The following is a 22462-nucleotide window of genomic DNA, read 5'->3' as shown; positions in this document are numbered from 1 at the left end:
CGGCGTTCAGTCGCCGGGGTTATGTGATCCCCGAAGATGAAACTTATTCAATCTCTTCACAGACATCCTGAGTTAACCGCCGCATAATATCTTTTCTTAACAAAAACTTTTGTATTTTACCTGAGGCAGTACGCGGTAGTTTTTCGATTACCACGATATGTTCAGGATATTTATATTTTGCGACCCGTTTACGGCTAAAAAAAGCCACCACCTCTTCCAGCGATAATGAATGATGCGGCGCTTTCAGCACGACATAAGCGCATGATCGTTCACCTAAACGTTCATCGGGCATTGCAACCACACAGGCATCGTGAATTTTAGGATGCTGCAATAAAATATCTTCTACTTCACGGCTGCTAATATTTTCGCCGCCGCGGACAATAATATCTTTTTTGCGTCCGGTAATTTTGGTGATGCTGCCAACTTACTGATTTAGTGTATGATGGTGTTTTTGAGGTGCTCCAGTGGCTTCTGTTTCTATCAGCTGTCCCTCCTGTTCAGCTACTGACGGTGTGGTGCGTAACGGCAAAAGCACTGCCGGACATCAGCGCTATCTCTGCTCTCACTGCCGTAAAACATGGCAACTGCAGTTCACTTACACCGCTTCTCAACCCGGTACGCACCAGAAAATCATTGATATGGCCATGAATGGCGTTGGATGCCGGGCAACTGCACGCATTATGGGCGTTGGCCTCAACACGATTTTACGTCACTTAAAAAACTCAGGCCGCAGTCGGTAACCTCGCGCATACAGCCGGGCAGTGACGTCATCGTCTGCGCGGAAATGGACGAACAGTGGGGCTATGTCGGGGCTAAATCGCGCCAGCGCTGGCTGTTTTACGCGTATGACAGTCTCCGGAAGACGGTTGTTGCGCACGTATTCGGTGAACGCACTATGGCGACGCTGGGGCGTCTTATGAGCCTGCTGTCACCCTTTGACGTGGTGATATGGATGACGGATGGCTGGCCGCTGTATGAATCCCGCCTGAAGGGAAAGCTGCACGTAATCAGCAAGCGATATACGCAGCGAATTGAGCGGCATAACCTGAATCTGAGGCAGCACCTGGCACGGCTGGGACGGAAGTCGCTGTCGTTCTCAAAATCGGTGGAGCTGCATGACAAAGTCATCGGGCATTATCTGAACATAAAACACTATCAATAAGTTGGAGTCATTACCGTAATTTTTATATAGCCAGCCTCATCCATACGGCAGAGATCGCCGCTGTAATACCAGCCTTCTTCATCCAGCGCACGGGCGGTTAATTCAGGTTCATCAAAATACCCCATAAACACATTGGGGCCACGCGAGGCTTCTTCACCTTCGCAACCTGGCGGTAAGGTCTTGCGTGCGTCATCGACCACTTTAATCTCTACACCTGCGGCAGCGTAACCATCGGTGTGCATAAAGCGCGACAAAGGATCATCGAGATTCACCACCGCATGCGGCGAACTTTCTGTGGAACCATAAACACTTAATAATTTAATGCCAGCGCTGCTGGCATTCGCGCGCCACTTTTTTGGGGATTGTGGTACCGCCGCAAAGAAAGAAGCGCAGCGCTGAAAGGTCTGCGGGTTGTTTCTCTAGTAAATTCAAAAGATCATAGACAAACGGCGTTGCGCCGAGCATACAGGTGCAACGCTGCTGCTCAAGCAGCGCGAGACATGCATCAGGAGTGAAAATATCTAACAACACGCTGCGAGCACCAATTAAAAATGGTGCTGTTACGCCATGCAGAAATCCCGTTGCGTGACCAAGTGGCGCAGGCATCATAAAGACATCCTGCCAGGTCAGATTCAGCCGCGCGCAATAAGCCCGCTCACTGGCGAGAATATTGTTATGCGTTAGCATTACGCCCTTTGGCAGACCCTCGGTTCCGGAGGTAAACAGCACCGCAGCTAATTCATCGCCGTGGGTCGTTATCGCCGTGGTCAGTGGGATATTGTCGGCGATAATCTGACTTAATGAGAGGGAAGAGGTGGCGGGAGCCAGTTTGTCCACGCCGACAATTTGTTGTAGTTGTGGAAGCTGATTTTGCAGCGGCAGGATTAAATCTACCGGACGCGTTTGTTTAAACAACGTCGGTGCAAAGAATATTTTTGCCTGACACTTATTGAGCACCCACACCAGTTCTGCTTCCCGCCAGGAAGGCAACAGCGGCACGGAAACCGCACCGGTTTTCAGGCAGGCAAGATAGATAACGGTAAATTCACACCAGCCTGGCAGTTGAAATGCGATGCGATCGCCTGATTCAATACCCTTCGCTAACATCCAGTTTGCCAGACAGCTCGCGGCGTGATCGAGCGCGCTATAGGTGTACGATGCACCATGATTATCGACCACGGCAATTTTGTCTGGCATCGCACGAGCGGTCTGCTGCCAGTAATCGGCCAGCGAAGCATCGCCCCATAGCCCTTGCTGACGATACGCCGCACGACGTTGTTCGTTGAACGTTAATGTCACTTTCATGTTGGACTCTCGAAACAGAACATCAGGCCCGAGATGCGGGCCTGTGGGATGCATGATTAGCCGTAGCGAAAATCAATACCGAAGGTGCCTGCGGGATATTGCCACTGTTCGAGAATAGTGTTACCGCACAGCACCCGACAGGTGCCGCACTCCAGACAACCGGCAGAATCAAAATGAATGTTGCCGGCGTCATCCTGCTTATAAAGTCCGGCAGGGCAGGCTTTCATTAATTTACGGAATTCATTGATGTCGGGATTTGCCGCCAGAATGATATGCGGGTGGCCCTCATCAACATGGAATTTATTGACGCCTAATTTGATGTCGACGTTAACCGTAGCGTTCTGGCTCATAGCGCGGTTGCTCCCTTAATGCCATCTTTCAGCAAGTTGATCAGCCCAATTTTCTTCGCATGTCCCATGATCATTTTTCGTACCGGCTGGTTTGGTTTGCCGTCGATGGTGAACATCTCGTTCATGATGTCGGCTACCATTCGTGGGTATTGGCTAAACAGGCGCGGGTTTTCCATCAGCGCCGGGATCTTGCGAAAATGCTGCATATCACGCATGACGCAGCTTTGTTCCAGCTCACGCTTGTATTGCGCCAGACTGCTGGCGGAGAAATCCTCGCGTTCTTTGGCGGCGATCACCGTTGTGGCGGCAGCCTGAGCCGATGCAATGGCTAAATCCATGCCGCGGACCGTAAAACCCAAATTCAGACAGAAGCCTGCGGCGTCACCAACGATCATCACGCCCTCGTTAACCAGTTGCGGCACCATCGCCAGACCGCCTTCCGGCACCATATGCGCGGAATATTCAAGCAGTTTGCCGCCGCTAATTAGTGGGCGAATGGCGGGGTGTTGTTTAAAATCTTCCAGCATTTGCGGCACGCTTTTTTGCGCATGGGCGATATCACCCAATCCACAAACCAGCCCCAACGATACGGAATCGTTGTTGGTATAGAGGAATCCGCCACCCATCAGGCCGTCAGAAGGGGAACCGGCAAACAGCTAGGCGGCACCTTCCTCGCCCGTAATATTAAAGCGATCGTTGATCTGTTCTGGTGTGAGGCCAATAACCTCTTTAACACCAACAGCGTAATGATGCGGATCGGAAGCGGGAACCATTCCCAGCGAGCGGCCAAGCATCGAGTTAACGCCATCAGCCAGAATCACCACATTCGCTTCGAGAATATCATCCCCAGCCTGCACGCCAGTTACCTTGTTTCCTTCACGAACCAGCGCATCGACGCGAACGCCTGGGATAAACTGCGCGCCCGCCTGCTCGGCTTGTTCCATCAACCACGGGTCCAGACGATTACGCAATACGGTATAAGATGCGTGTTGCGGAACATCTGGCTGCTCGCGGTGAAAATCGAGGGTAACGGCGCTTTCTTCGGTTAAGAAGGAGATTTTCTCGCGTGTGACCTTGCGTTCTACCGGCGCTGATACTGCAAAGCCTGGAATGATTGCTTCAAGTGTGTGGGCATAAAGACGCCCGCCGGTCATGTTTTTACATCCGGCACTGTCGCCGCGTTCTATCACCAGGACATCCAGCCCGGCTCGCGCCATGACCAGTGCGGCAACGCTACCAGCAACGCCCGCACCGACCACAATGGCATCAAATTTGTCATCCGACATGCGTTATGCTCCCTTCCCGCTGCGTTTACAGCGGGAGATGTGGTTGAAAGGGGAATTAGCGGCTCAACTGGCTAATCAGGGCAGGGACGACTTTGTAGATATCGCCCACCAGACCGTAGTCGGCATAATTGAAGATTGGCGCATTTTTATCTTTATTGATGGCGACAATCACTTTTGCGCCGTTGCCGCCAACCATATGCTGGATCTGCCCGGAGATCCCCAGCGTCAGGTAGAGATCGGATTTCAGCAACACGCCGGAGACACCGATATAACGTTCACGCTCCATCCAGTTCTCGCCTTCGGCAATTGGACGTGAACAGCCGACTTCAGCATTCAGCACCGCCGCCAGTTCGTGGACCATTTTCAGGTCATCCTGCGCTGCCAGACCACGACCGACGCCAACCACACGTTTTGCTTTGCTCAGGTCCACGCTGCTTGCCGCTTTCGCACGGCGTTCGCGACAGAGAATTTCATGACGCGGGGCAACATAAGGTACCGTTTCTGTCGGGCACTGATGAGAGGTATCACTGGTGCACGGTTCCTGAACACCGGGTGCAAGGGTAATGATCGCCAGCGGGCTGTTGATCTTTTCCTGAGCGAACGCTAACCCGCCATACATCCGGTGTTCGGCGCAAATGTGACCATCGACAATATCCACTGCCGTGGCATCGTTCACCAGCGCCGCATTCAGTTGCACACTTAACCGTGCTGCCAGCGCTTTACCACGTTTCGTCGCGGCCAGCAGCAACATAGCGGGGGGGTTATCTTTCAGCAGGGCAGCAATGCTTTCGGCGTAATTTTCAGTACGTTGCAGCGCATCATTTTGCTCAAGAACATAAATACATTTTGGACCATAAGGCATAACTGCCTGCGCCTGGTCGGTATTTTGTACAATGGCATACACCTGTTGGCCCCATTGCTGCGCGCCGCCAAACAGTTCAGCATAACGTTCAGGATTATCGCTAAAGACCCAGACGCTGTTTAATTGACTCATCGTTTCTTCTCCGTAGGCTTCAGTTCAGGGCTTTCGGTAATGACTCCAACTTATTGATAGTGTTTTATGTTCAGATAATGCCCGATGACTTTGTCATGCAGCTCCACCGATTTTGAGAACGACAGCGACTTCCGTCCCAGCCGTGCCAGGTGCTGCCTCAGATTCAGGTTATGCCGCTCAATTCGCTGCGTATATCGCTTGCTGATTACGTGCAGCTTTCCCTTCAGGCGGGATTCATACAGCGGCCAGCCATCCGTCATCCATATCACCACGTCAAAGGGTGACAGCAGGCTCATAAGACGCCCCAGCGTCGCCATAGTGCGTTCACCGAATACGTGCGCAACAACCGTCTTCCGGAGACTGTCATACGCGTAAAACAGCCAGCGCTGGCGCGATTTAGCCCCGACATAGCCCCACTGTTCGTCCATTTCCGCGCAGACGATGACGTCACTGCCCGGCTGTATGCGCGAGGTTACCGACTGCGGCCTGAGTTTTTTAAGTGACGTAAAATCGTGTTGAGGCCAACGCCCATAATGCGTGCAGTTGCCCGGCATCCAACGCCATTCATGGCCATATCAATGATTTTCTGGTGCGTACCGGGTTGAGAAGCGGTGTAAGTGAACTGCAGTTGCCATGTTTTACGGCAGTGAGAGCAGAGATAGCGCTGATGTCCGGCAGTGCTTTTGCCGTTACGCACCACCCCGTCAGTAGCTGAACAGGAGGGACAGCTGATAGAAACAGAAGCCACTGGAGCACCTCAAAAACACCATCATACACTAAATCAGTAAGTTGGCAGCATCACCAGGGCTTTCTTCAGATGTTCCACCAGCTCGGCAATGGCCTCCGGCGAATCGTTATCGAGAATGATGTGCTTACGTTCTGTTTGCGGCGGTACGCGAATGCCGGTCAGTTCAGCAAGTGGCGCGCTCTGGCTCCAGCCAATATCACTTGCCTGCCACTGATTTACCGGTTTTTTACCCGCGCCGAGAATGGCTTTCATCGAAGGAATACGTGGCATGTTAATATCGGAGGTGACGCAGAGCACGGCTGGAACAGAGAGCTCAATAACTTCAACATCATCTTCAAGCGTGCGTTCAATCACCAGTGTATTGCCCTGACGCTGAATAGCACTCACTGCATTAATCACCGGAAGTTGCAGAATTTCTCCGACCAGCAAGCCAACCTGCTGGGCATAAAGGTCGCCGGAACCTTCACTAAAGATCAGTAAATCGAAGCCGATCTTTTCAACTGCTGCCGCCAGCGCCTTTGCGGTATCGAGAGGCAGTGCATGTTCAAGTTGCGCATCCTGCACCAAATACAGGCTGTGCGGCCCGCGGGATAGCACGTCTTTGCGCACTTTCGAGTTCTGCAACAATGAGCCACCAATGGTCAGCGCGGCTATCTCATCGTCATCTGTTGCAAGCTGGCTTGCAGCTTCAATGGCATTGAGATCGAACTGGCTGATTTTGGCGTCGGCATTGTCGAAATTCAGGGTGTATTCTGGAGTGACAACAATGTCCTGTTCTTCAGGCACCAGCTTAAAGCAGGTTATTATTTTCATGATTTCTCCTGTGAGTCGCATACGGAACCATCTCCGATGGAAGGTAAAAATGGCCTGAAAATAGTGTGCGATAGCGGTGCGGGGTTTTCGACGGAGCAAGCTGTTTTCCTTGCCAACAATCTTGCAAAAAAAATGCGATCGCTAAAACAAAAGTGCAATTTGCGGCAATATAGTTATTCCATGACCGTACAATCTTGCATTCAGTGTAAATAATCTTGTTTAGCTCTCGCTAAACGCGGTTGTATAACCGCAATACACGCCGTATTTTATCCGGCATATATTGTTTTTGCTTGCTCATGGAATAGGGAGGTTGTCATGTATCAACGCTGTTTTGATAACGCCAGTGAAACGCTGTTTGTCGTCGGTAAAACGCCACGGCTTTCACGTTTTGCATTTAGCGATGATCCAAAATGGGAGTCCGGACATCACGTTCATGGTAATGACTCCAACTTATTGATAGTGTTTTATGTTCAGATAATGCCCGATGACTTTGTCATGCAGCTCCACCGATTTTGAGAACGACAGCGACTTCCGTCCCAGCCGTGCCAGGTGCTGCCTCAGATTCAGGTTATGCCGCTCAATTCGCTGCGTATATCGCTTGCTGATTACGTGCAGCTTTCCCTTCAGGCGGGATTCATACAGCGGCCAGCCATCCGTCATCCATATCACCACGTCAAAGGGTGACAGCAGGCTCATAAGACGCCCCAGCGTCGCCATAGTGCGTTCACCGAATACGTGCGCAACAACCGTCTTCCGGAGACTGTCATACGCGTAAAACAGCCAGCGCTGGCGCGATTTAGCCCCGACATAGCCCCACTGTTCGTCCATTTCCGCGCAGACGATGACGTCACTGCCCGGCTGTATGCGCGAGGTTACCGACTGCGGCCTGAGTTTTTTAAGTGACGTAAAATCGTGTTGAGGCCAACGCCCATAATGCGTGCAGTTGCCCGGCATCCAACGCCATTCATGGCCATATCAATGATTTTCTGGTGCGTACCGGGTTGAGAAGCGGTGTAAGTGAACTGCAGTTGCCATGTTTTACGGCAGTGAGAGCAGAGATAGCGCTGATGTCCGGCAGTGCTTTTGCCGTTACGCACCACCCCGTCAGTAGCTGAACAGGAGGGACAGCTGATAGAAACAGAAGCCACTGGAGCACCTCAAAAACACCATCATACACTAAATCAGTAAGTTGGCAGCATCACCCACGTTCATGACAATGAAACCGAGTTGATTTACGTCAAGAAAGGGGTAGCAAGGTTTACCATCGATTCTTCGTTATATGTCGCGCACGCCGATGACATTGTGGTGATAGAACGTGGCAGGCTGCATGCGGTGGCCTCTGACGTTAACGATCCAGCAACGACGTGTACCTGTGCGCTGTACGGCTTTCAGTTTCAGGGGGCTGAGGAAAATCAGCTACTGCAACCGCATTCTTGCCCGGTAATTGCCGCAGGGCAGGGAAAAGAAGTCATTAAAACCTTATTTAATGAGCTAAGTGTGATTTTGCCGCAAAGTAAAAATAGCCAAACATCTTCGTTATGGGATGCATTTGCCTATACATTAGCAATTCTTTACTACGAAAACTTTAAAAATGCTTATCGTTCGGAGCAGGGGTATATTAAAAAAGATGTTCTGATAAAAGATATTCTTTTCTATCTGAATAATAATTATCGCGAAAAAATCACTTTAGAACAGTTATCGAAAAAATTTCGTGCCAGCGTCAGTTATATTTGCCATGAATTTACCAAAGAGTATCGTATTTCCCCTATTAACTATGTTATTCAACGGCGTATGACGGAAGCAAAATGGTCACTCACTAATACTGAATTATCACAGGCAGAGATCTCCTGGCGTGTGGGTTATGAAAATGTCGATCACTTTGCCAAACTGTTTTTGCGCCATGTCGGTTGTTCGCCCAGCGATTACCGTAGGCAATTTAAAAATTGTTTTGCGGAACAAGAAATCTTATCTGAATTTCCTCAACCGGTAAGTCTTGCCGGATAAATCTGGCGGCGCACTTTGTTAAAAAGCTGCGCCGCCTGCAGATTATTTGTTCTGATAGTCTTTCAGGATCTGCCGACCTGCTACGTAAATCATAATTTCGTCTGTACCGCCGCCGGGTGATGCTGCCAACTTACTGATTTAGTGTATGATGGTGTTTTTGAGGTGCTCCAGTGGCTTCTGTTTCTATCAGCTGTCCCTCCTGTTCAGCTACTGACGGGGTGGTGCGTAACGGCAAAAGCACTGCCGGACATCAGCGCTATCTCTGCTCTCACTGCCGTAAAACATGGCAACTGCAGTTCACTTACACCGCTTCTCAACCCGGTACGCACCAGAAAATCATTGATATGGCCATGAATGGCGTTGGATGCCGGGCAACTGCACGCATTATGGGCGTTGGCCTCAACACGATTTTACGTCACTTAAAAAACTCAGGCCGCAGTCGGTAACCTCGCGCATACAGCCGGGCAGTGACGTCATCGTCTGCGCGGAAATGGACGAACAGTGGGGCTATGTCGGGGCTAAATCGCGCCAGCGCTGGCTGTTTTACGCGTATGACAGTCTCCGGAAGACGGTTGTTGCGCACGTATTCGGTGAACGCACTATGGCGACGCTGGGGCGTCTTATGAGCCTGCTGTCACCCTTTGACGTGGTGATATGGATGACGGATGGCTGGCCGCTGTATGAATCCCGCCTGAAGGGAAAGCTGCACGTAATCAGCAAGCGATATACGCAGCGAATTGAGCGGCATAACCTGAATCTGAGGCAGCACCTGGCACGGCTGGGACGGAAGTCGCTGTCGTTCTCAAAATCGGTGGAGCTGCATGACAAAGTCATCGGGCATTATCTGAACATAAAACACTATCAATAAGTTGGAGTCATTACCGCGCGAATGAAGGCGATATCTGGCGCAATCGCTTTGTAATAGAGATATTCTTTGTTATCAAACTCGACCAGTTTAATCAGGTCTTCTTTCGTGACTTCATTCAGTTTGCCGCCTTGCTGGCGTGGATCGACAAATGTCCCGATGCCAATATCACTAATAATACCAGGCTGGTGGGCTGCGGCGGCGCGTAAGGTTTGTGTAAGTACACCTTGTGGATAGTTATAAGCAATAATTTTATTTTGTTCTGCGAGTTCAGAAATACGCGGCGATTGTCCCCAGTGACCACATAATGCCCATTTCACCAGACCTTCTTGCGCCAGAGGACTAATACCACGGTCGGCGCGATCGCCAAGCCCTGTCGGACTAATAATCGATAAATTACGTGGCGTTTGAGTCTGTTTATATTTATCAGCAAGAGCTGTAATTAACGTGGTGGCTTCCAGAATACCGCCGCCAGCGCCTAACACACAAAGTGTTGCTTCGTCGGGAATATAATTCACCGCTTCCTGTGCCGACAGGACCGGCACTCGTCCATTAATACGAGGTGGTTTTACAGGTTTCATTGTTAATTCCTGATTCAGATGTGATTTTCCCTACGCCAGATGGAGAATTAGCGCACAGAGACTCACGAAATATTTTTATTAAATACGGTTAAATATATTTTTTAAGTTCGGCGGGGAGGGTGTTCCCGCCGAAATATTATTGCTTATGCCTGGTGTAAAATAGTTAATACCGTGCGTAAATCATTTACCGAGATTTGCCCTGGTGCAGAGGCTTTTTTTACCGCACCAAAAGTTGCCGCCGAGCCAAATACTTCACCAGCCAGACGAGAAATTACGCCAGTTTTTGCCATCGACATCGTGATGATTGGACGATCGGCATACTGCTCCTGCATCTCCAGGGTCGCGGTAAGCAACGTCAGCACATCGCTGGTACTTTGCGGCATCAGCGCAATCTTAGGAATATCGGCGTCGAAGGACTGCATTTTGCGCAGACGGGCAATGATTTCTTCGGCTTCCGGCGTTTTATGGAAGTCATGGTTGGACATGACAACTTTCACATCATGCGCGTGGGCGTAGGCGACGGTTTCTTTAACCTGATCATCGCCGGTAAATAACTCCAGATCGATCATATCAACCAGGCCGCTGTCGATGGCTGCACGATTGAGAGCAATATAAGCCTCGGTGGAAATCGCCTGCTCGCCGCCTTCTTTGGCACTGCGGAAGGTAAACAGCAGCGGTTTTTCTGGCATGGTTTCACGGAGAATTTTTGCCGCCGCCATGACAGACTCCACATTGGAGAGGTCGGCAAAGTGGTCCACACGCCATTCCAGAATATCAAAGTCCGCTTCACGATAGGCGAGAGCTTCGGATTTCACGCGGGCGATATCTTTCGCCATCAGCGAGACGATGATTTTAGGTGCGCCCGCACCAATGACGAGATCTTTTACAGTTACGGTTTTCATTTTTTACCCTTTCTGCACGCGGTCAGCCTGTCAGGCACCGAACCCCATGACCTGTTTAACATATTCCAGAGGGAAATCTTTGCCAGTCCATAACGTGAACTGTTCAGCCCCTTGCCACAACAACATGCCGTATCCATCAATCGTTTTGCAACCTGCTTGTTGTGCCTGCTGCAATAACTTCGTCATATGCGGGTTATACACGCATTCAGTGACCAGCAGTCCCGGATGTAACAGACTGATATCATTAACCAATGATTCATTCTCAAGGGGGTTCATACCTACTTTTGTGCCATTGGTTAAAATGTCGGCGGAAGCCAGGACTTCAGCAAAGGCTTGCTGATCGGCGAGATCGGTAACCGTGACGACACAATCGGTGTTTTCGTTAACCCGCTGCGCGAAGGCGAGGGCTTTATCGAAGAACTCATCCCGACGGTTAAAGAGTTTAATTTCTTTTAAACCTTCAATTGCCCCCTGCGCGCCAATCGCTGTTGAGGCACCTCCGGCCCCTAACAGCACCATCGTTTTGCCTTTGATATCAAAACCGCTCTCTTTAATGGCGCGAATATGGCCCGTGCCGTCGGTGTTATAGCCACGCAGATAGCCATCATCATTAACGATGGTGTTGATGGCACCCACCAGTTTGGCTGCTGGCGTTAATTCATCAACATATTCACACGCCAGTTGTTTGTTCGGCATCGACACACCAGTTCCGCGCATTTTGAGGGCTTTTAATCCTTCAATTGCTCCGGGAAAGCTATCGTTATCCACTTCGAAGGCCATATAGGTAAATGGCAATCCCGCTTTTTCTAAGGCTTTATTCTGCATTTCAGGCGATAAACTGTGGCGGATAGGATAAGCCATCAACCCAATCAATTCGTATTTTGCGGTAACATCCATAATTAACTCCTTTAACCTCTATGCTTAATTGTGTTTAACCGGGTGCTAAATTTGCGTTCGCCAAACCGCACATCATTCTCAGGAATAATAAAAACGCGGTAATAGCGGCTAAAAACAATAATTGCGGTAATCAGGGCCAGCAGCGCGAAAGTAAAATCGAGAACAATGATATATTGCAGGCCGATGTTCGACAGATAACCGGTAATCAGCGGAATAACAAAGTTAGCCAGTCCACCCATCATCATATAAATACTGGTGACTTTGGCTTTGCTTTTGGGGAAAAACTCTGACATGACCGAAACACCGAGCTGTAAAATGCCGCCAGCTGCTGAGAAACCGATAACAAAGGCGCCGGCATTACACACCAGTGGAGAAGGGTACAGGTAGATAATGGCAGCTGTTATTGTTGCCAGCGCAGAGTTAAATACATTAGCCCAGATGGGCCGGACCATTTTTTTCAGTAGTGCGGCAAAAATAAAGACACAGACCAACGAGCCCATACTGTAATAAGAGATGGTTTTTAATGCCTCAGCTTCTGACATACCAGCAAAAGCCATCGCATATTTGGGCATCCACACCACAATCACATAAAAGGTCGAGAATGCGGCTACACCGAACAGTACCGATGAAACACCTTCCAGCCAGACTAACGGTTTGCTGTTCATTTGCGGTAATTCATTAGCTACGCTGGCGTCCACCAACTGGCTGGGGAATTTGCTTTTCAACAGCATCAGCGTGATCAGTACAAACAGAATACCCGGAATAATCAGCCCATAGCCGTACCAGATATTATTGAGCAACATATAGCTCACCAGCATTGGGTAGAACATTTGCCCAAATGACACCATCGCTTTAACCAGTATGACCGCCGAACCAGAGGCTTTCGGAAAGCATTCCATGAGCGCGGGGTAGCCACCCGTATCCAGCGCTGAGTTAGCGATACCTACGCACACTGCCAGACCGTAGGCGAGAGTTAAATTCGGGCAAGCGGGAATACCAAAGAAGAATAGCAGATACATTATTACTGCCATTAATATCACCGCCCGACGACCAAACTTATCGGAGATCACACCGAAGAATAAAATACTGATCAATCGCCCCAAACCGATACCGGAAATTAAATAGGCAATGCCCGCGTTGTCAGTGGAAAACTTTTCTGCCAGAGATGTCATATTTTGGGCAAGCGTAATAACACTAATGCCGTGCAGGAAATAGCTGAAGTAAATACAAAGAACAGCCAGGATAAATGGCGTGCTGAAAGCCTTATTTTGAGACATTTTCACAGCTCCTTGCTGAAAGATAATTTCGTTACCGTACGTATTGTTCTCCGACGGTTTACATAATTACTATACTGAAGATGATTTTCCCTGGGTACATGGCATAAAGTTTATGTTTCCAGGAATATTGCATGTCATAGTTTGTTTTTGATCGCGATTTTCCTTAGTTAGCGCAGAAAGAGTTATTTATCCGTAAGATCTTGCATGACCTGAAAAGAATATTGCATTACCCACCCGGAGCGACATTTTCCTTTAGCGAGTGATGCCGCGTTTTTTTGCGGCTGCGTAAGCCGATAAACAGTGCCAGTAAAAAACCGATGGCAGCGATGGCGGTATCGAACCACATAATATCGGCAATACTTCTTTGGGACAGATGAGCCGTAATCAACGGAATAGTAAAGGTCGCAATACTGCCCGCACTGTAATAGATCCCTGTAGCTTTACCTTTAGCGTAAGGGAAACGTTCAGCCATTAACGTCAGGCCAATTTGCACAACACCTCCAGCAGAGGTAAAACCAATGACAAAAGCAAATATTATCACCACATAAAATGTGGGATGCAGGCAGACGGTAAACAGAGCAATAAATGAGATAAAGGTGTACAGCATCAGTAATGTTGTTGGGCGAACGGTATTACGAATGAGTGGAGCGGTAATAAATACACAAAGCAGCGAACCCACGGTGTAGATACTGAGTAGTTTGATCGACATAGTGTATGACATGCCTGCAACAAATTGTCCGTACTGTGCCAGCCACTGGCTAACCAGATAAAACGTTGCCATTGAGATATAGCCATATAAGGTATAACTGGCTAAATCGATAATTGAACAGCGATGTTCCGTAGAGCTGGTGGTTTTCTTTATGACAGGTAAGCGACGACCCGGATGGGGTGGGAACGTACAACGGTATAAAAACAGAGCGTTAATAAACATAATGCCTGCAGCAATCATAAAGGACCAACCGAACCACAGTTCAGCCCACACTAACAGGCTAATGATTAGCGGTAATAAAAATTGTCCGCTGGAAACAAATGCTTTAATTAAAATATTGGCTGTCCCAGGTGAGCGTGGAAAAGCTTCCATCAAACTGGGATAAGTGCCTGCATCGAGAAAACTGTTTGCCATTCCCGCCAGAAAGCCAAAAACATAAGCGATAATGATGTTATTGGTCTGCAGGATGCCAAAAAAGAAGGCCATATAGCAGCACATCCCGAGCATGATAAAAGGGCGGCGACCAAAGCGATCGGATAATAATCCTGCAAAAAGCAAGACACTTAATCGACCAATGCCCAGCGATGAGATAACTATCGAGACACCCGCGGCATTAGTCTGCCAAAGTGTCTCCAGCGAGGCCATATTCAGGCTCATCAAAATGACGCCCATACCATGCACCAGGTAATTAAAATACAACCCAAGTGCGGTAGGGTAATAGGGATTTTTCATAGGTTCTACTTAGCAAAGGTGCTTTAAAAAGTGTAGCGATGTTGTGTCAGTATCCATTCATTATTGTTGTAACAACGACAATTCCTTTCTGTGGAAAAATTAACAAAGCCGCTCCAGATCGTGTGCATATAATTCAGCGGCTACCGATTGATAGATCTTCCAGTCAATAAAATTGCCATCAGGGTAGACTTGTTGAAACGCGGTTAAGTCGGGGAAAAAACGCATGGTGTTGTTGCCGATGCGGTTATTTATTTTCTCTATGATGGCATGAAGATGTTTTTTTCGTTGCTGACGCATAGCCAACAGTTGCTCGACTACACAATCAGGAATGGCGCATTTGCCATTTTCCCACTGACGCCAGCTTTCACTGTCACCGGTCTGGGCAATCCAGGTCGCGCATTCATCAATAGTCATGGCAAAAATATGGCGGAGTGCCTGGAGTTCATAAGCGTTCATCGTGTAATGGCTGCATGAAATAAACAATAAAATATAAATAACATTATCAGCCTGCTGACGGCTTGAAGAGAGTCACAGTATCTTGTGCAACATTATTGGAAAGAGTGAGGGGCGAGGTAGCGAAGCGGAAAAATGTTAAAAAAAAGCCCATCGTGGGAGATGGGCAAAGACTACACACAGCAATTCGTTGTTTCACTCAGGGGATTTCCATGCTTATAAATCAATATGTTGATTTATAACCGTGAGCTAATAGTAGGCATACGGACTTTTTGCGTCGATCAGATTCGTCTCATTAGTTTAAAAACTGTAAAGAATTTGCGACAGGTACTACCAGCTGGGTAATGACTCCAACTTATTGATAGTGTTTTATGTTCAGATAATGCCCGATGACTTTGTCATGCAGCTCCACCGATTTTGAGAACGACAGCGACTTCCGTCCCAGCCGTGCCAGGTGCTGCCTCAAATTCAGGTTATGCCGCTCAATTCGCTGCGTATATCGCTTGCTGATTACGTGCAGCTTTCCCTTCAGGCGGGATTCATACAGCGGCCAGCCATCCGTCATCCATATCACCACGTCAAAGGGTGACAGCAGGCTCATAAGACGCCCCAGCGTCGCCATAGTGCGTTCACCGAATACGTGCGCAACAACCGTCTTCCGGAGACTGTCATACGCGTAAAACAGCCAGCGCTGGCGCGATTTAGCCCCGACATAGCCCCACTGTTCGTCCATTTCCGCGCAGACGATGACGTCACTGCCCGGCTGTATGCGCGAGGTTACCGACTGCGGCCTGAGTTTTTTAAGTGACGTAAAATCGTGTTGAGGTCAACGCCCATAATGCGTGCAGTTGCCCGGCATCCAACGCCATTCATGGCCATATCAATGATTTTCTGGTGCGTACCGGGTTGAGAAGCGGTGTAAGTGAACTGCAGTTGCCATGTTTTACGGCAGTGAGAGCAGAGATAGCGCTGATGTCCGGCAGTGCTTTTGCCGTTACGCACCACCCCGTCAGTAGCTGAACAGGAGGGACAGCTGATAGAAACAGAAGCCACTGGAGCACCTCAAAAACACCATCATACACTAAATCAGTAAGTTGGCAGCATCACCTACCAGCTGAATGGCGGTAAGCAGGAAAATATGGGGAAGAGCAAGCAAATATCAATTAGCGGTGATTAACAATCAGGCGGCAGAGCCGCCTGATGAGAAATTACTTATTCGGTTTCTCGATTTCGCCAAGTTCTTCGAGAATTTCTTCCGGTTGGTCCGTCGGCGGCGGGACTTCTTCCACCCACGCGGCAAACAGACGCCAGGAAACGGCTAACAGAACCGGACCAATAAACAGACCGATCATCCCGAAAGCAATCAAACCACCAATAACGCCAGAGAGGATCAGGATCAGCGGTAAATCGGCACCCATGCGAATTAACATTGGGCGGATGACGTTATCCAGCGTGCCAACCACACCGCTCCACACTAACAATACCGTTCCCCAGGTGGTATCGCCGGTCCAGTAGAGCCAGATAATCGCCGGAATCAGTACCGGCAACGGGCCAAGCTGGACAAGGCAGGAGAGGATCATTAACACCGTTAGCAACGTTGCATAAGGTACGCCGGATACGGCGAGGCCGATACTGCCAAGCACTGCCTGTACTAACGCCGTCACCACCACACCCAGCGCCACCGCGCGGATAGCCTGTGCCGCCAGCAGCACGGCGGCATCTCCGCGAACGCCTGCCAGACGGGTTGCAAAATGGCGAATGCCTTGTGCCACCTGTTCACCGCGCCAGTACAGCAGGGCACTGAAGAGAAGCATCAGCGCACAATGCACCATAAAGCGCCCGATATGCGCCGCCTGCCCAACGAACCAGGTGGTGGTGGTGCCAATATAAGGGCGGACTTTCGCCATGATCGCCGTACCCCCCATATCCAGCAAGTTGTGCCAGCCTGCATACAGCTTCGCGCCAATCACCGGAATGGTATTAAGCCACGCCAGATCGGGTAACGTCATGTCGCCGCTGGAAATGGCTTTAATTAGCGGGCCGCTGCCGTCGACGATACTGTTAACCAGCAAAGCAATAGGGATGATAAACACCATCACTAATAACAGCGTCATCACCAGAACGGCGAGAGAGCGGCGGCCAAACATGATCTTTTGCAAACGTAACAATACCGGCCAGGTGGCGATAACCACCGTACCGGCCCATGCAAAGCCGAGAATAAAGGGTTGAACAATCCACAGACATGCCACAATCATGATGGCTAAAAACAGCACCGAAAGCAGAATTTGTGCGACATCCCTGGGCTGACGAACATTTACCATAACTACTTTTCACCTTTTTTGTGCGTCAAATCGTCGACGCGACGTGAACACGCGAAACTCACCTGCATAATGATGAGCAATTTCAGCGGTTTTTAACAGGCCGATTCTGCCCTTAATTCTGATGGGCGTGTTAGAAAAAAATGTGGTACAACAACTCAGGCAACACGCAAACGATTTACTCGTCGTATTTCAAGTTGCATGCGCTGCGGCTACGTTCGTTCACCCCAGTCACTTACTATTGTAAGCTCCTGGAGTTCACTCGCTTGCCGCCTTCCTGCAACTCGAAATCCATAGAGTAAATAAACATCACCTTTCAGTGCGCTATTGCAGCCGCCTGAAAGAATAGTGTATCGACCTACATCACAGACCGCAGGAAAGGGTCAATATAATGATTCCACAGATTTCCCAGGCACCCGGCGTCGTTCAACTGGTGCTTAATTTTTTGCAAGAGCTGGAGCAACAAGGTTTTACCGGCGATACGGCGACAAGTTATGCCGATCGTCTGACAATGTCGACCGACAACAGTATTTACCAACTTCTCCCCGATGCGGTGGTATTTCCGCGTTCAACCGCAGATGTGGCGCTGATCGCCCGTCTTGCCGCGCAGGAACGCTATTCATCGCTGATCTTTACCCCCCGCGGCGGCGGCACCGGCACTAACGGTCAGGCGCTCAACCAGGGGATTATTGTTGATATGTCCCGCCATATGAACCGCATCATCGAAATTAACCCTGAAGAGGGCTGGGTGCGCGTTGAGGCCGGGGTGATAAAAGATCAACTCAATCAGTACCTGAAACCGTTCGGCTACTTTTTTGCACCAGAACTTTCGACCAGCAACCGGGCAACGCTCGGCGGGATGATCAATACCGATGCATCCGGTCAGGGATCGCTGGTCTATGGCAAAACGTCAGATCACGTACTTGGCGTACGCGCGGTGTTGTTGGGGGGCGATATTCTCGATACGCAACCTTTACCCGTCGAACTGGCGGAAACGCTGGGTAAAACCAATACCACAATCGGGCGAATTTATAACACGGTTTATCAACGTTGCCGTCTGCAACGCCAGTTAATCATCGACAACTTCCCCAAACTTAACCGCTTTCTTACCGGTTACGATCTGCGTCATGTCTTTAACGATGAGATGACCGAGTTCGACCTGACGCGCATTCTGACGGGTTCAGAAGGGACGCTGGCCTTTATTACCGAAGCGCGGCTGGATATTACGCCCTTGCCTAAAGTGCGCCGTCTGGTGAACGTCAAATATGACTCTTTTGACTCCGCGCTGCGTAACGCGCCGTTTATGGTTGAGGCGCGGGCGCTTTCGGTAGAGACGGTGGACTCAAAAGTGCTGAATCTGGCGCGGGAAGATATTGTCTGGCATTCCGTCAGCGAGTTGATTACCGATGTGCCTGACAAAGAGATGCTCGGGCTGAACATTGTGGAATTTGCTGGTGATGATGAGGCGCTGATTGACGAGCGAGTTAATGCACTCTGTGTGCGGCTTGATGAGCTGATTGCCAGCCAACAGGCAGGTGTGATTGGCTGGCAGGTGTGCCGCGAGCTGGCGGGGGTTGAACGTATCTATGCAATGCGCAAAAAAGCCGTTGGTCTGCTTGGCAATGCCAAAGGTGCCGCTAAGCCAATTCCGTTTGCTGAGGATACCTGCGTACCGCCGGAACATCTGGCCGATTATATTGCTGAATTTCGCGCGCTGCTCGACAGCCACGGCTTAAGCTACGGTATGTTCGGTCACGTCGACGCAGGTGTTTTGCACGTCCGTCCGGCACTGGATATGTGCGATCCGCAACAAGAGATTTTGATGAAGCAAATCTCTGATGACGTGGTGGCGCTGACTGCGAAATACGGTGGTTTGTTGTGGGGCGAGCACGGCAAAGGTTTTCGCGCTGAATACAGCCCGGCGTTTTTCGGTGAGGAACTTTTTGCAGAACTGCGCAAAGTGAAAGCGGCATTTGACCCGCATAACCGACTCAACCCAGGGAAGATTTGCCCGCCAGAAGGTCTCGATGCGCCGATGATGAAAGTGGACGCGGTGAAGCGCGGTACATTCGATCGGCAGATCCCCATTGCGGTACGCCAGCAGTGGCGCGGTGCGATGGAGTGTAACGGCAACGGTTTATGCTTCAACTTTGATGCCCGTAGTCCGATGTGTCCGTCGATGAAGATCACCCAGAACCGGATTCATTCACCGAAAGGGCGCGCAACGCTGGTGCGTGAATGGCTGCGTTTGTTGGCGGATCGCGGCGTTGATCCACTCAAACTGGAACAAGAACTGCCTGAATCCGGCGTCAGTTTACGGACGTTAATTGCCCGCACGCGCAATAGCTGGCATGCGAATAAAGGCGAATATGACTTCTCACACGAAGTCAAAGAGGCGATGTCGGGCTGTCTGGCCTGTAAAGCGTGTTCGACCCAGTGCCCCATCAAAATTGATGTGCCGGAGTTTCGCTCTCGTTTCCTGCAGCTCTATCACACCCGTTATTTACGCCCGCTGCGCGACCACCTCGTCGCTACGGTCGAGAGCTACGCACCGCTGATGGCACGCGCGCCGAAAACCTTTAACTTCTTCATTAACCAGCCGCTGGTGCGCAAACTCTCGGAAAAACATATCGGCATGGTTGATTTGCCACTGCTGTCGGTCCCCTCGCTACAACAACAAATGGTGGGGCATCGCTCGGCAAACATGACGCTGGAACAGCTTGAAGCTCTCAATGCAGAGCAGAAAGCGCGCACGGTGTTGGTGGTGCAGGACCCCTTTACCAGCTATTACGATGCGCAAGTGGTGGCGGATTTTGTCCGTCTGGTTGAAAAATTAGGTTTCCAGCCTGTGTTACTGCCATTTTCGCCAAATGGCAAAGCCCAGCATATCAAAGGCTTTCTTAATCGTTTTGCGAAGACGGCGAAAAAGACGGCGGATTTCCTCAACCGTATGGCTAAGCTTGGGATGCCAATGGTGGGCGTCGATCCGGCGCTGGTACTTTGTTATCGCGATGAATATAAACTGGCGCTGGGCGAGGAACGTGGCGAGTTTAACGTCTTACTTGCGAATGAATGGCTGGCAAGCGCACTTGAGTCACATCCAGTGGCTACAGTCAGCGGTGAATCATGGTATTTCTTTGGTCACTGTACCGAGGTTACCGCTTTGCCGGGCGCGCCAGCACAATGGGCCGCGATATTTGCCCGTTTTGGCGCGAAACTGGAAAATGTCAGCGTGGGTTGCTGCGGCATGGCAGGGACTTACGGACATGAAGCGAAAAACCATGAAAATTCGCTCGGGATCTATGAGTTATCCTGGCATCAGGCTATGCAGCGACTGCCGCGTAACCGCTGTCTGGCGACCGGATATTCCTGCCGTAGCCAGGTAAAACGGGTTGAAGGCACGGGGGTACGCCATCCTGTGCAGGCTTTACTGGAGATTATTAAATGATATGGAAACGGAAAATCACCCTGGAAGCACTGAATGCTATGGGTGAAGGAAACATGGTGGGGTTCCTGGATATTCGCTTTGAACATATTGGTGATGACACCCTTGAAGCGACAATGCCAGTAGACTCGCGGACAAAGCAGCCTTTCGGGTTGCTGCATGGAGGAGCATCCGTGGTACTGGCCGAAAGTATCGGTTCCGTTGCCGGTTATTTATGTACCGAAGGTGAGCAAAAAGTGGTTGGTCTGGAAATCAATGCTAATCACGTCCGCTCGGCACGAGAAGGGCGGGTGCGCGGCATATGTAAACCGTTGCATCTCGGTTCGCGTCACCAGGTCTGGCAGATTGAAATCTTCGATGAGAAAGGGCGTTTGTGCTGTTCGTCACGATTGACGACCGCCATTTTGTGACGTTGTCACCAGAAAAGTGTGACGCATATTGCTTTTGGTCATTATCTGCACAGTAAACGGTGGTATACTGTGCACGTCTTGTCTAAAAGCGAGGATGCTATGTCTACTCAACTTGATCCCACCCAGCTGGCCATTGAATTTTTACGCCGTGACCAGAGCAATCTTTCACCTGCCCAATATCTCAAACGTCTGAAACAACTAGAACTTGAATTTGCTGACCTGCTTACTCTCTCTTCTACTGAATTAAAAGAAGAAATCTACTTTGCCTGGCGTCTGGGCGTGCATTGATCCTGACTTAATGCCGCAAGTTCGCCAAATCGACCTGGATTAACCTCCGTCCAGGTTCGATGACCTTCTTAATACTGCTTATCTACCGCCTGATATTGTTCAAAAATAATACTAATCGCAGTTTGTGTTAAAACGGCGGGTTAGCTTTATGAGATTATTCTTATCGCCCCTTCAAGAGCTAAGCCACTGAGAGTGCCGGAGATAAGCGCCGGATGGGGTAGAAACCCTTAAGCCTGTGTCGCACAGACTTAAGGGTTTTCTTATTTCTGAACGCTGCACTTTTTTACCTATCTCTTAAATAGTCATTTTCAATACAACTTTTTCTTTTTCATCACAGCCTTAATGCTCCTTAGATAATAACCATTATCTAACAATGAGATACCTAATTCTTAGCGTGCCTGTTAACCCACACATCAGGGTCTATGCTTATTAAAAGCAGGCAAAAAGCATGTTTTACGGTAAAGCCCCTGCGTTTGCTGGGTTGAACTGATAATCATTATCACTAGCATGCTGTTATACGCTGAAAGCGATGAAGTGAGGTAAATCGATGGACATGCATTCAGGAACCTTTAACCCACAAGATTTCGCCTGGCAAGGCTTAACGCTGACACCCGCAGCGGCGATACACATCCGTGAGCTGGTGGCAAAGCAGCCGGGTATGGTCGGCGTGCGCTTAGGCGTGAAGCAAACGGGCTGCGCGGGCTTTGGCTATGTGCTCGACAGTGTTAGCGAGCCGGACAAAGACGATCTGCTGTTTGAACACGACGGCGCGAAGCTGTTTGTCCCGCTGCAAGCGATGCCGTTTATTGATGGCACGGAAGTCGATTTCGTTCGTGAAGGACTTAATCAGATATTCAAATTTCACAACCCTAAAGCCCAGAATGAATGTGGCTGTGGCGAAAGCTTTGGGGTATAGGCGGTAC

General features: G+C 49.8%; 18 protein-coding genes, 1 other RNA gene and 7 pseudogenes. 8 read left to right on the top strand and 18 right to left on the bottom strand.

What is annotated here, in order from left to right; genetic code table 11:
• Window positions 1-43: 43 nt before the first annotated feature.
• Window positions 44-409 (bottom strand): annotated as a pseudogene (locus C1P89_RS07525) (AMP-binding enzyme); the annotation flags it as partial.
• 55 nt (window positions 410-464) lie between these two features.
• Between C1P89_RS07525 and C1P89_RS07520 the strand changes: the two are divergent.
• Window positions 465-1162 (top strand): IS1-like element IS1A family transposase gene (locus C1P89_RS07520; RefSeq protein ID WP_094096600.1). Its coding sequence is split into 2 segments (ribosomal slippage): window positions 465-714 and window positions 714-1162, totalling 699 coding nucleotides; the frame shifts between segments, so codons are not numbered across the junction.
• Here the strand turns inward: C1P89_RS07520 and fadK are convergent.
• The 6 genes and pseudogenes from fadK to C1P89_RS07490 all read right to left on the bottom strand — a co-directional run bounded on the left by fadK (window position 1156) and on the right by C1P89_RS07490 (window position 6658).
• Window positions 1156-2359, bottom strand: a pseudogene (fadK, locus tag C1P89_RS07515) (medium-chain fatty-acid--CoA ligase). The gene C1P89_RS07520 and the pseudogene fadK sit on opposite strands and share 7 nt — an antisense overlap.
• A gap of 164 nt (window positions 2360-2523) precedes the next feature.
• On the bottom strand, window positions 2524-2817 hold the full coding sequence (locus C1P89_RS07510) for a ferredoxin family protein (RefSeq protein ID WP_000081071.1): 294 nt from the start codon (window positions 2815-2817) through the stop codon (window positions 2524-2526).
• Window positions 2814-4103, bottom strand: a pseudogene (locus tag C1P89_RS07505) (FAD-dependent oxidoreductase). Before C1P89_RS07505 ends, C1P89_RS07510 begins: the two are co-directional and overlap by 4 nt.
• A gap of 55 nt (window positions 4104-4158) precedes the next feature.
• A complete protein-coding gene (locus C1P89_RS07500) occupies window positions 4159-5097 on the bottom strand; it encodes an electron transfer flavoprotein subunit alpha (protein WP_000080717.1) in 939 nt (312 codons plus the stop codon).
• A gap of 50 nt (window positions 5098-5147) precedes the next feature.
• A protein-coding gene (locus C1P89_RS07495) for an IS1-like element IS1A family transposase (protein WP_094096600.1) occupies window positions 5148-5845 on the bottom strand; the annotation gives its coding sequence in 2 pieces (ribosomal slippage) (window positions 5148-5596 and window positions 5596-5845; 699 coding nt in all).
• 33 nt (window positions 5846-5878) lie between these two features.
• Window positions 5879-6658, bottom strand: a complete 780-nt coding sequence (locus C1P89_RS07490) for an electron transfer flavoprotein (protein ID WP_000692127.1) — start codon at window positions 6656-6658, stop codon at window positions 5879-5881.
• Window positions 6659-6973: 315 nt separating this feature from the next.
• On the opposite strand from C1P89_RS07490, the pseudogene C1P89_RS07485 reads away from it, so the two are divergent.
• A pseudogene (locus C1P89_RS07485) lies at window positions 6974-7120 on the top strand (hypothetical protein); the annotation flags it as partial.
• On the opposite strand, the gene C1P89_RS07480 reads toward C1P89_RS07485, so the two are convergent.
• A protein-coding gene (locus tag C1P89_RS07480; protein WP_094096600.1) for an IS1-like element IS1A family transposase occupies window positions 7109-7806 on the bottom strand; the annotation gives its coding sequence in 2 pieces (ribosomal slippage) (window positions 7109-7557 and window positions 7557-7806; 699 coding nt in all). The pseudogene C1P89_RS07485 and the gene C1P89_RS07480 overlap by 12 nt on opposite strands.
• A 55-nt stretch (window positions 7807-7861) precedes the next feature.
• Here C1P89_RS07480 and C1P89_RS07475 point away from each other — a divergent pair.
• Window positions 7862-8662, top strand: a pseudogene (locus C1P89_RS07475) (AraC family transcriptional regulator); the annotation flags it as partial.
• A 42-nt stretch (window positions 8663-8704) separates the two neighbouring features.
• Here C1P89_RS07475 and C1P89_RS07470 read toward each other — a convergent pair.
• Window positions 8705-8776 (bottom strand): annotated as a pseudogene (locus C1P89_RS07470) (hypothetical protein); the annotation flags it as partial.
• A gap of 56 nt (window positions 8777-8832) precedes the next feature.
• Here C1P89_RS07470 and C1P89_RS07465 point away from each other — a divergent pair.
• A protein-coding gene (locus C1P89_RS07465; protein WP_094096600.1) for an IS1-like element IS1A family transposase occupies window positions 8833-9530 on the top strand; the annotation gives its coding sequence in 2 pieces (ribosomal slippage) (window positions 8833-9082 and window positions 9082-9530; 699 coding nt in all).
• 14 nt (window positions 9531-9544) lie between these two features.
• Here the strand turns inward: C1P89_RS07465 and C1P89_RS07460 are convergent.
• From C1P89_RS07460 to ydiK, 9 genes and pseudogenes are all read right to left on the bottom strand, one after another.
• Window positions 9545-10108: pseudogene (locus C1P89_RS07460) on the bottom strand (CoA-transferase); the annotation flags it as partial.
• Between the two features lie 143 nt (window positions 10109-10251).
• Window positions 10252-11010 carry a type I 3-dehydroquinate dehydratase gene (gene aroD / locus C1P89_RS07455; RefSeq protein ID WP_000860166.1) on the bottom strand — a complete coding sequence of 253 codons (759 nt, stop codon included), beginning with the start codon at window positions 11008-11010 and terminating at the stop codon, window positions 10252-10254.
• 30 nt (window positions 11011-11040) lie between these two features.
• A complete protein-coding gene (gene ydiB / locus C1P89_RS07450) occupies window positions 11041-11907 on the bottom strand; it encodes a quinate/shikimate dehydrogenase (protein ID WP_000383476.1) in 867 nt (288 codons plus the stop codon).
• Window positions 11908-11918: 11 nt separating this feature from the next.
• A complete protein-coding gene (locus C1P89_RS07445; RefSeq protein WP_005142470.1) occupies window positions 11919-13184 on the bottom strand; it encodes an MFS transporter in 1266 nt (421 codons plus the stop codon).
• Between the two features lie 226 nt (window positions 13185-13410).
• Window positions 13411-14625, bottom strand: a complete 1215-nt coding sequence (locus C1P89_RS07440) for an MFS transporter (protein WP_000795599.1) — start codon at window positions 14623-14625, stop codon at window positions 13411-13413.
• Window positions 14626-14724: 99 nt separating this feature from the next.
• Entirely contained in the window at window positions 14725-15081 is a 357-nt protein-coding gene (locus C1P89_RS07435) for a YdiL family protein (protein WP_001301287.1), read from the bottom strand.
• Between the two features lie 135 nt (window positions 15082-15216).
• An RNA gene (gene rprA, locus C1P89_RS07430) (antisense sRNA RprA) lies at window positions 15217-15324 on the bottom strand.
• A 109-nt stretch (window positions 15325-15433) separates the two neighbouring features.
• A protein-coding gene (locus C1P89_RS07425) for an IS1-like element IS1A family transposase (RefSeq protein WP_243461343.1) occupies window positions 15434-16131 on the bottom strand; the annotation gives its coding sequence in 2 pieces (ribosomal slippage) (window positions 15434-15882 and window positions 15882-16131; 699 coding nt in all).
• A 155-nt stretch (window positions 16132-16286) separates the two neighbouring features.
• Window positions 16287-17399: an AI-2E family transporter YdiK gene (ydiK, locus tag C1P89_RS07420; protein WP_000248642.1), complete on the bottom strand. Its 1113-nt coding sequence runs from the start codon at window positions 17397-17399 to the stop codon at window positions 16287-16289.
• Between the two features lie 388 nt (window positions 17400-17787).
• Between ydiK and ydiJ the strand changes: the two genes are divergently transcribed.
• The 4 genes from ydiJ (at window position 17788) to sufA (ending at window position 22455) form a co-directional block, all read left to right on the top strand.
• Window positions 17788-20844 (top strand): D-2-hydroxyglutarate dehydrogenase YdiJ, encoded by a 3057-nt coding sequence (ydiJ, locus tag C1P89_RS07415; protein WP_000613020.1) that lies wholly within the window; start codon window positions 17788-17790, stop codon window positions 20842-20844.
• Window positions 20841-21251, top strand: a complete 411-nt coding sequence (menI, locus tag C1P89_RS07410) for a 1,4-dihydroxy-2-naphthoyl-CoA hydrolase (RefSeq protein WP_000637981.1) — start codon at window positions 20841-20843, stop codon at window positions 21249-21251. Before ydiJ ends, menI begins: the two co-directional genes overlap by 4 nt.
• 99 nt (window positions 21252-21350) lie before the next feature.
• Window positions 21351-21539, top strand: coding sequence for a YdiH family protein (locus tag C1P89_RS07405; RefSeq protein ID WP_005136461.1), 189 nt, complete (start codon window positions 21351-21353; stop codon window positions 21537-21539).
• Between the two features lie 547 nt (window positions 21540-22086).
• Entirely contained in the window at window positions 22087-22455 is a 369-nt protein-coding gene (sufA, locus tag C1P89_RS07400) for a Fe-S cluster assembly scaffold SufA (protein ID WP_000367160.1), read from the top strand.
• Window positions 22456-22462 lie beyond the last annotated feature (7 nt).

The organism is Shigella sonnei (assembly GCF_002950395.1).
GTDB lineage: Bacteria > Pseudomonadota > Gammaproteobacteria > Enterobacterales > Enterobacteriaceae > ECMA0423.
The sequence above is the reverse complement of the archived record's forward strand: the minus strand, read 5'-3'. Positions and strand labels throughout refer to the sequence as shown.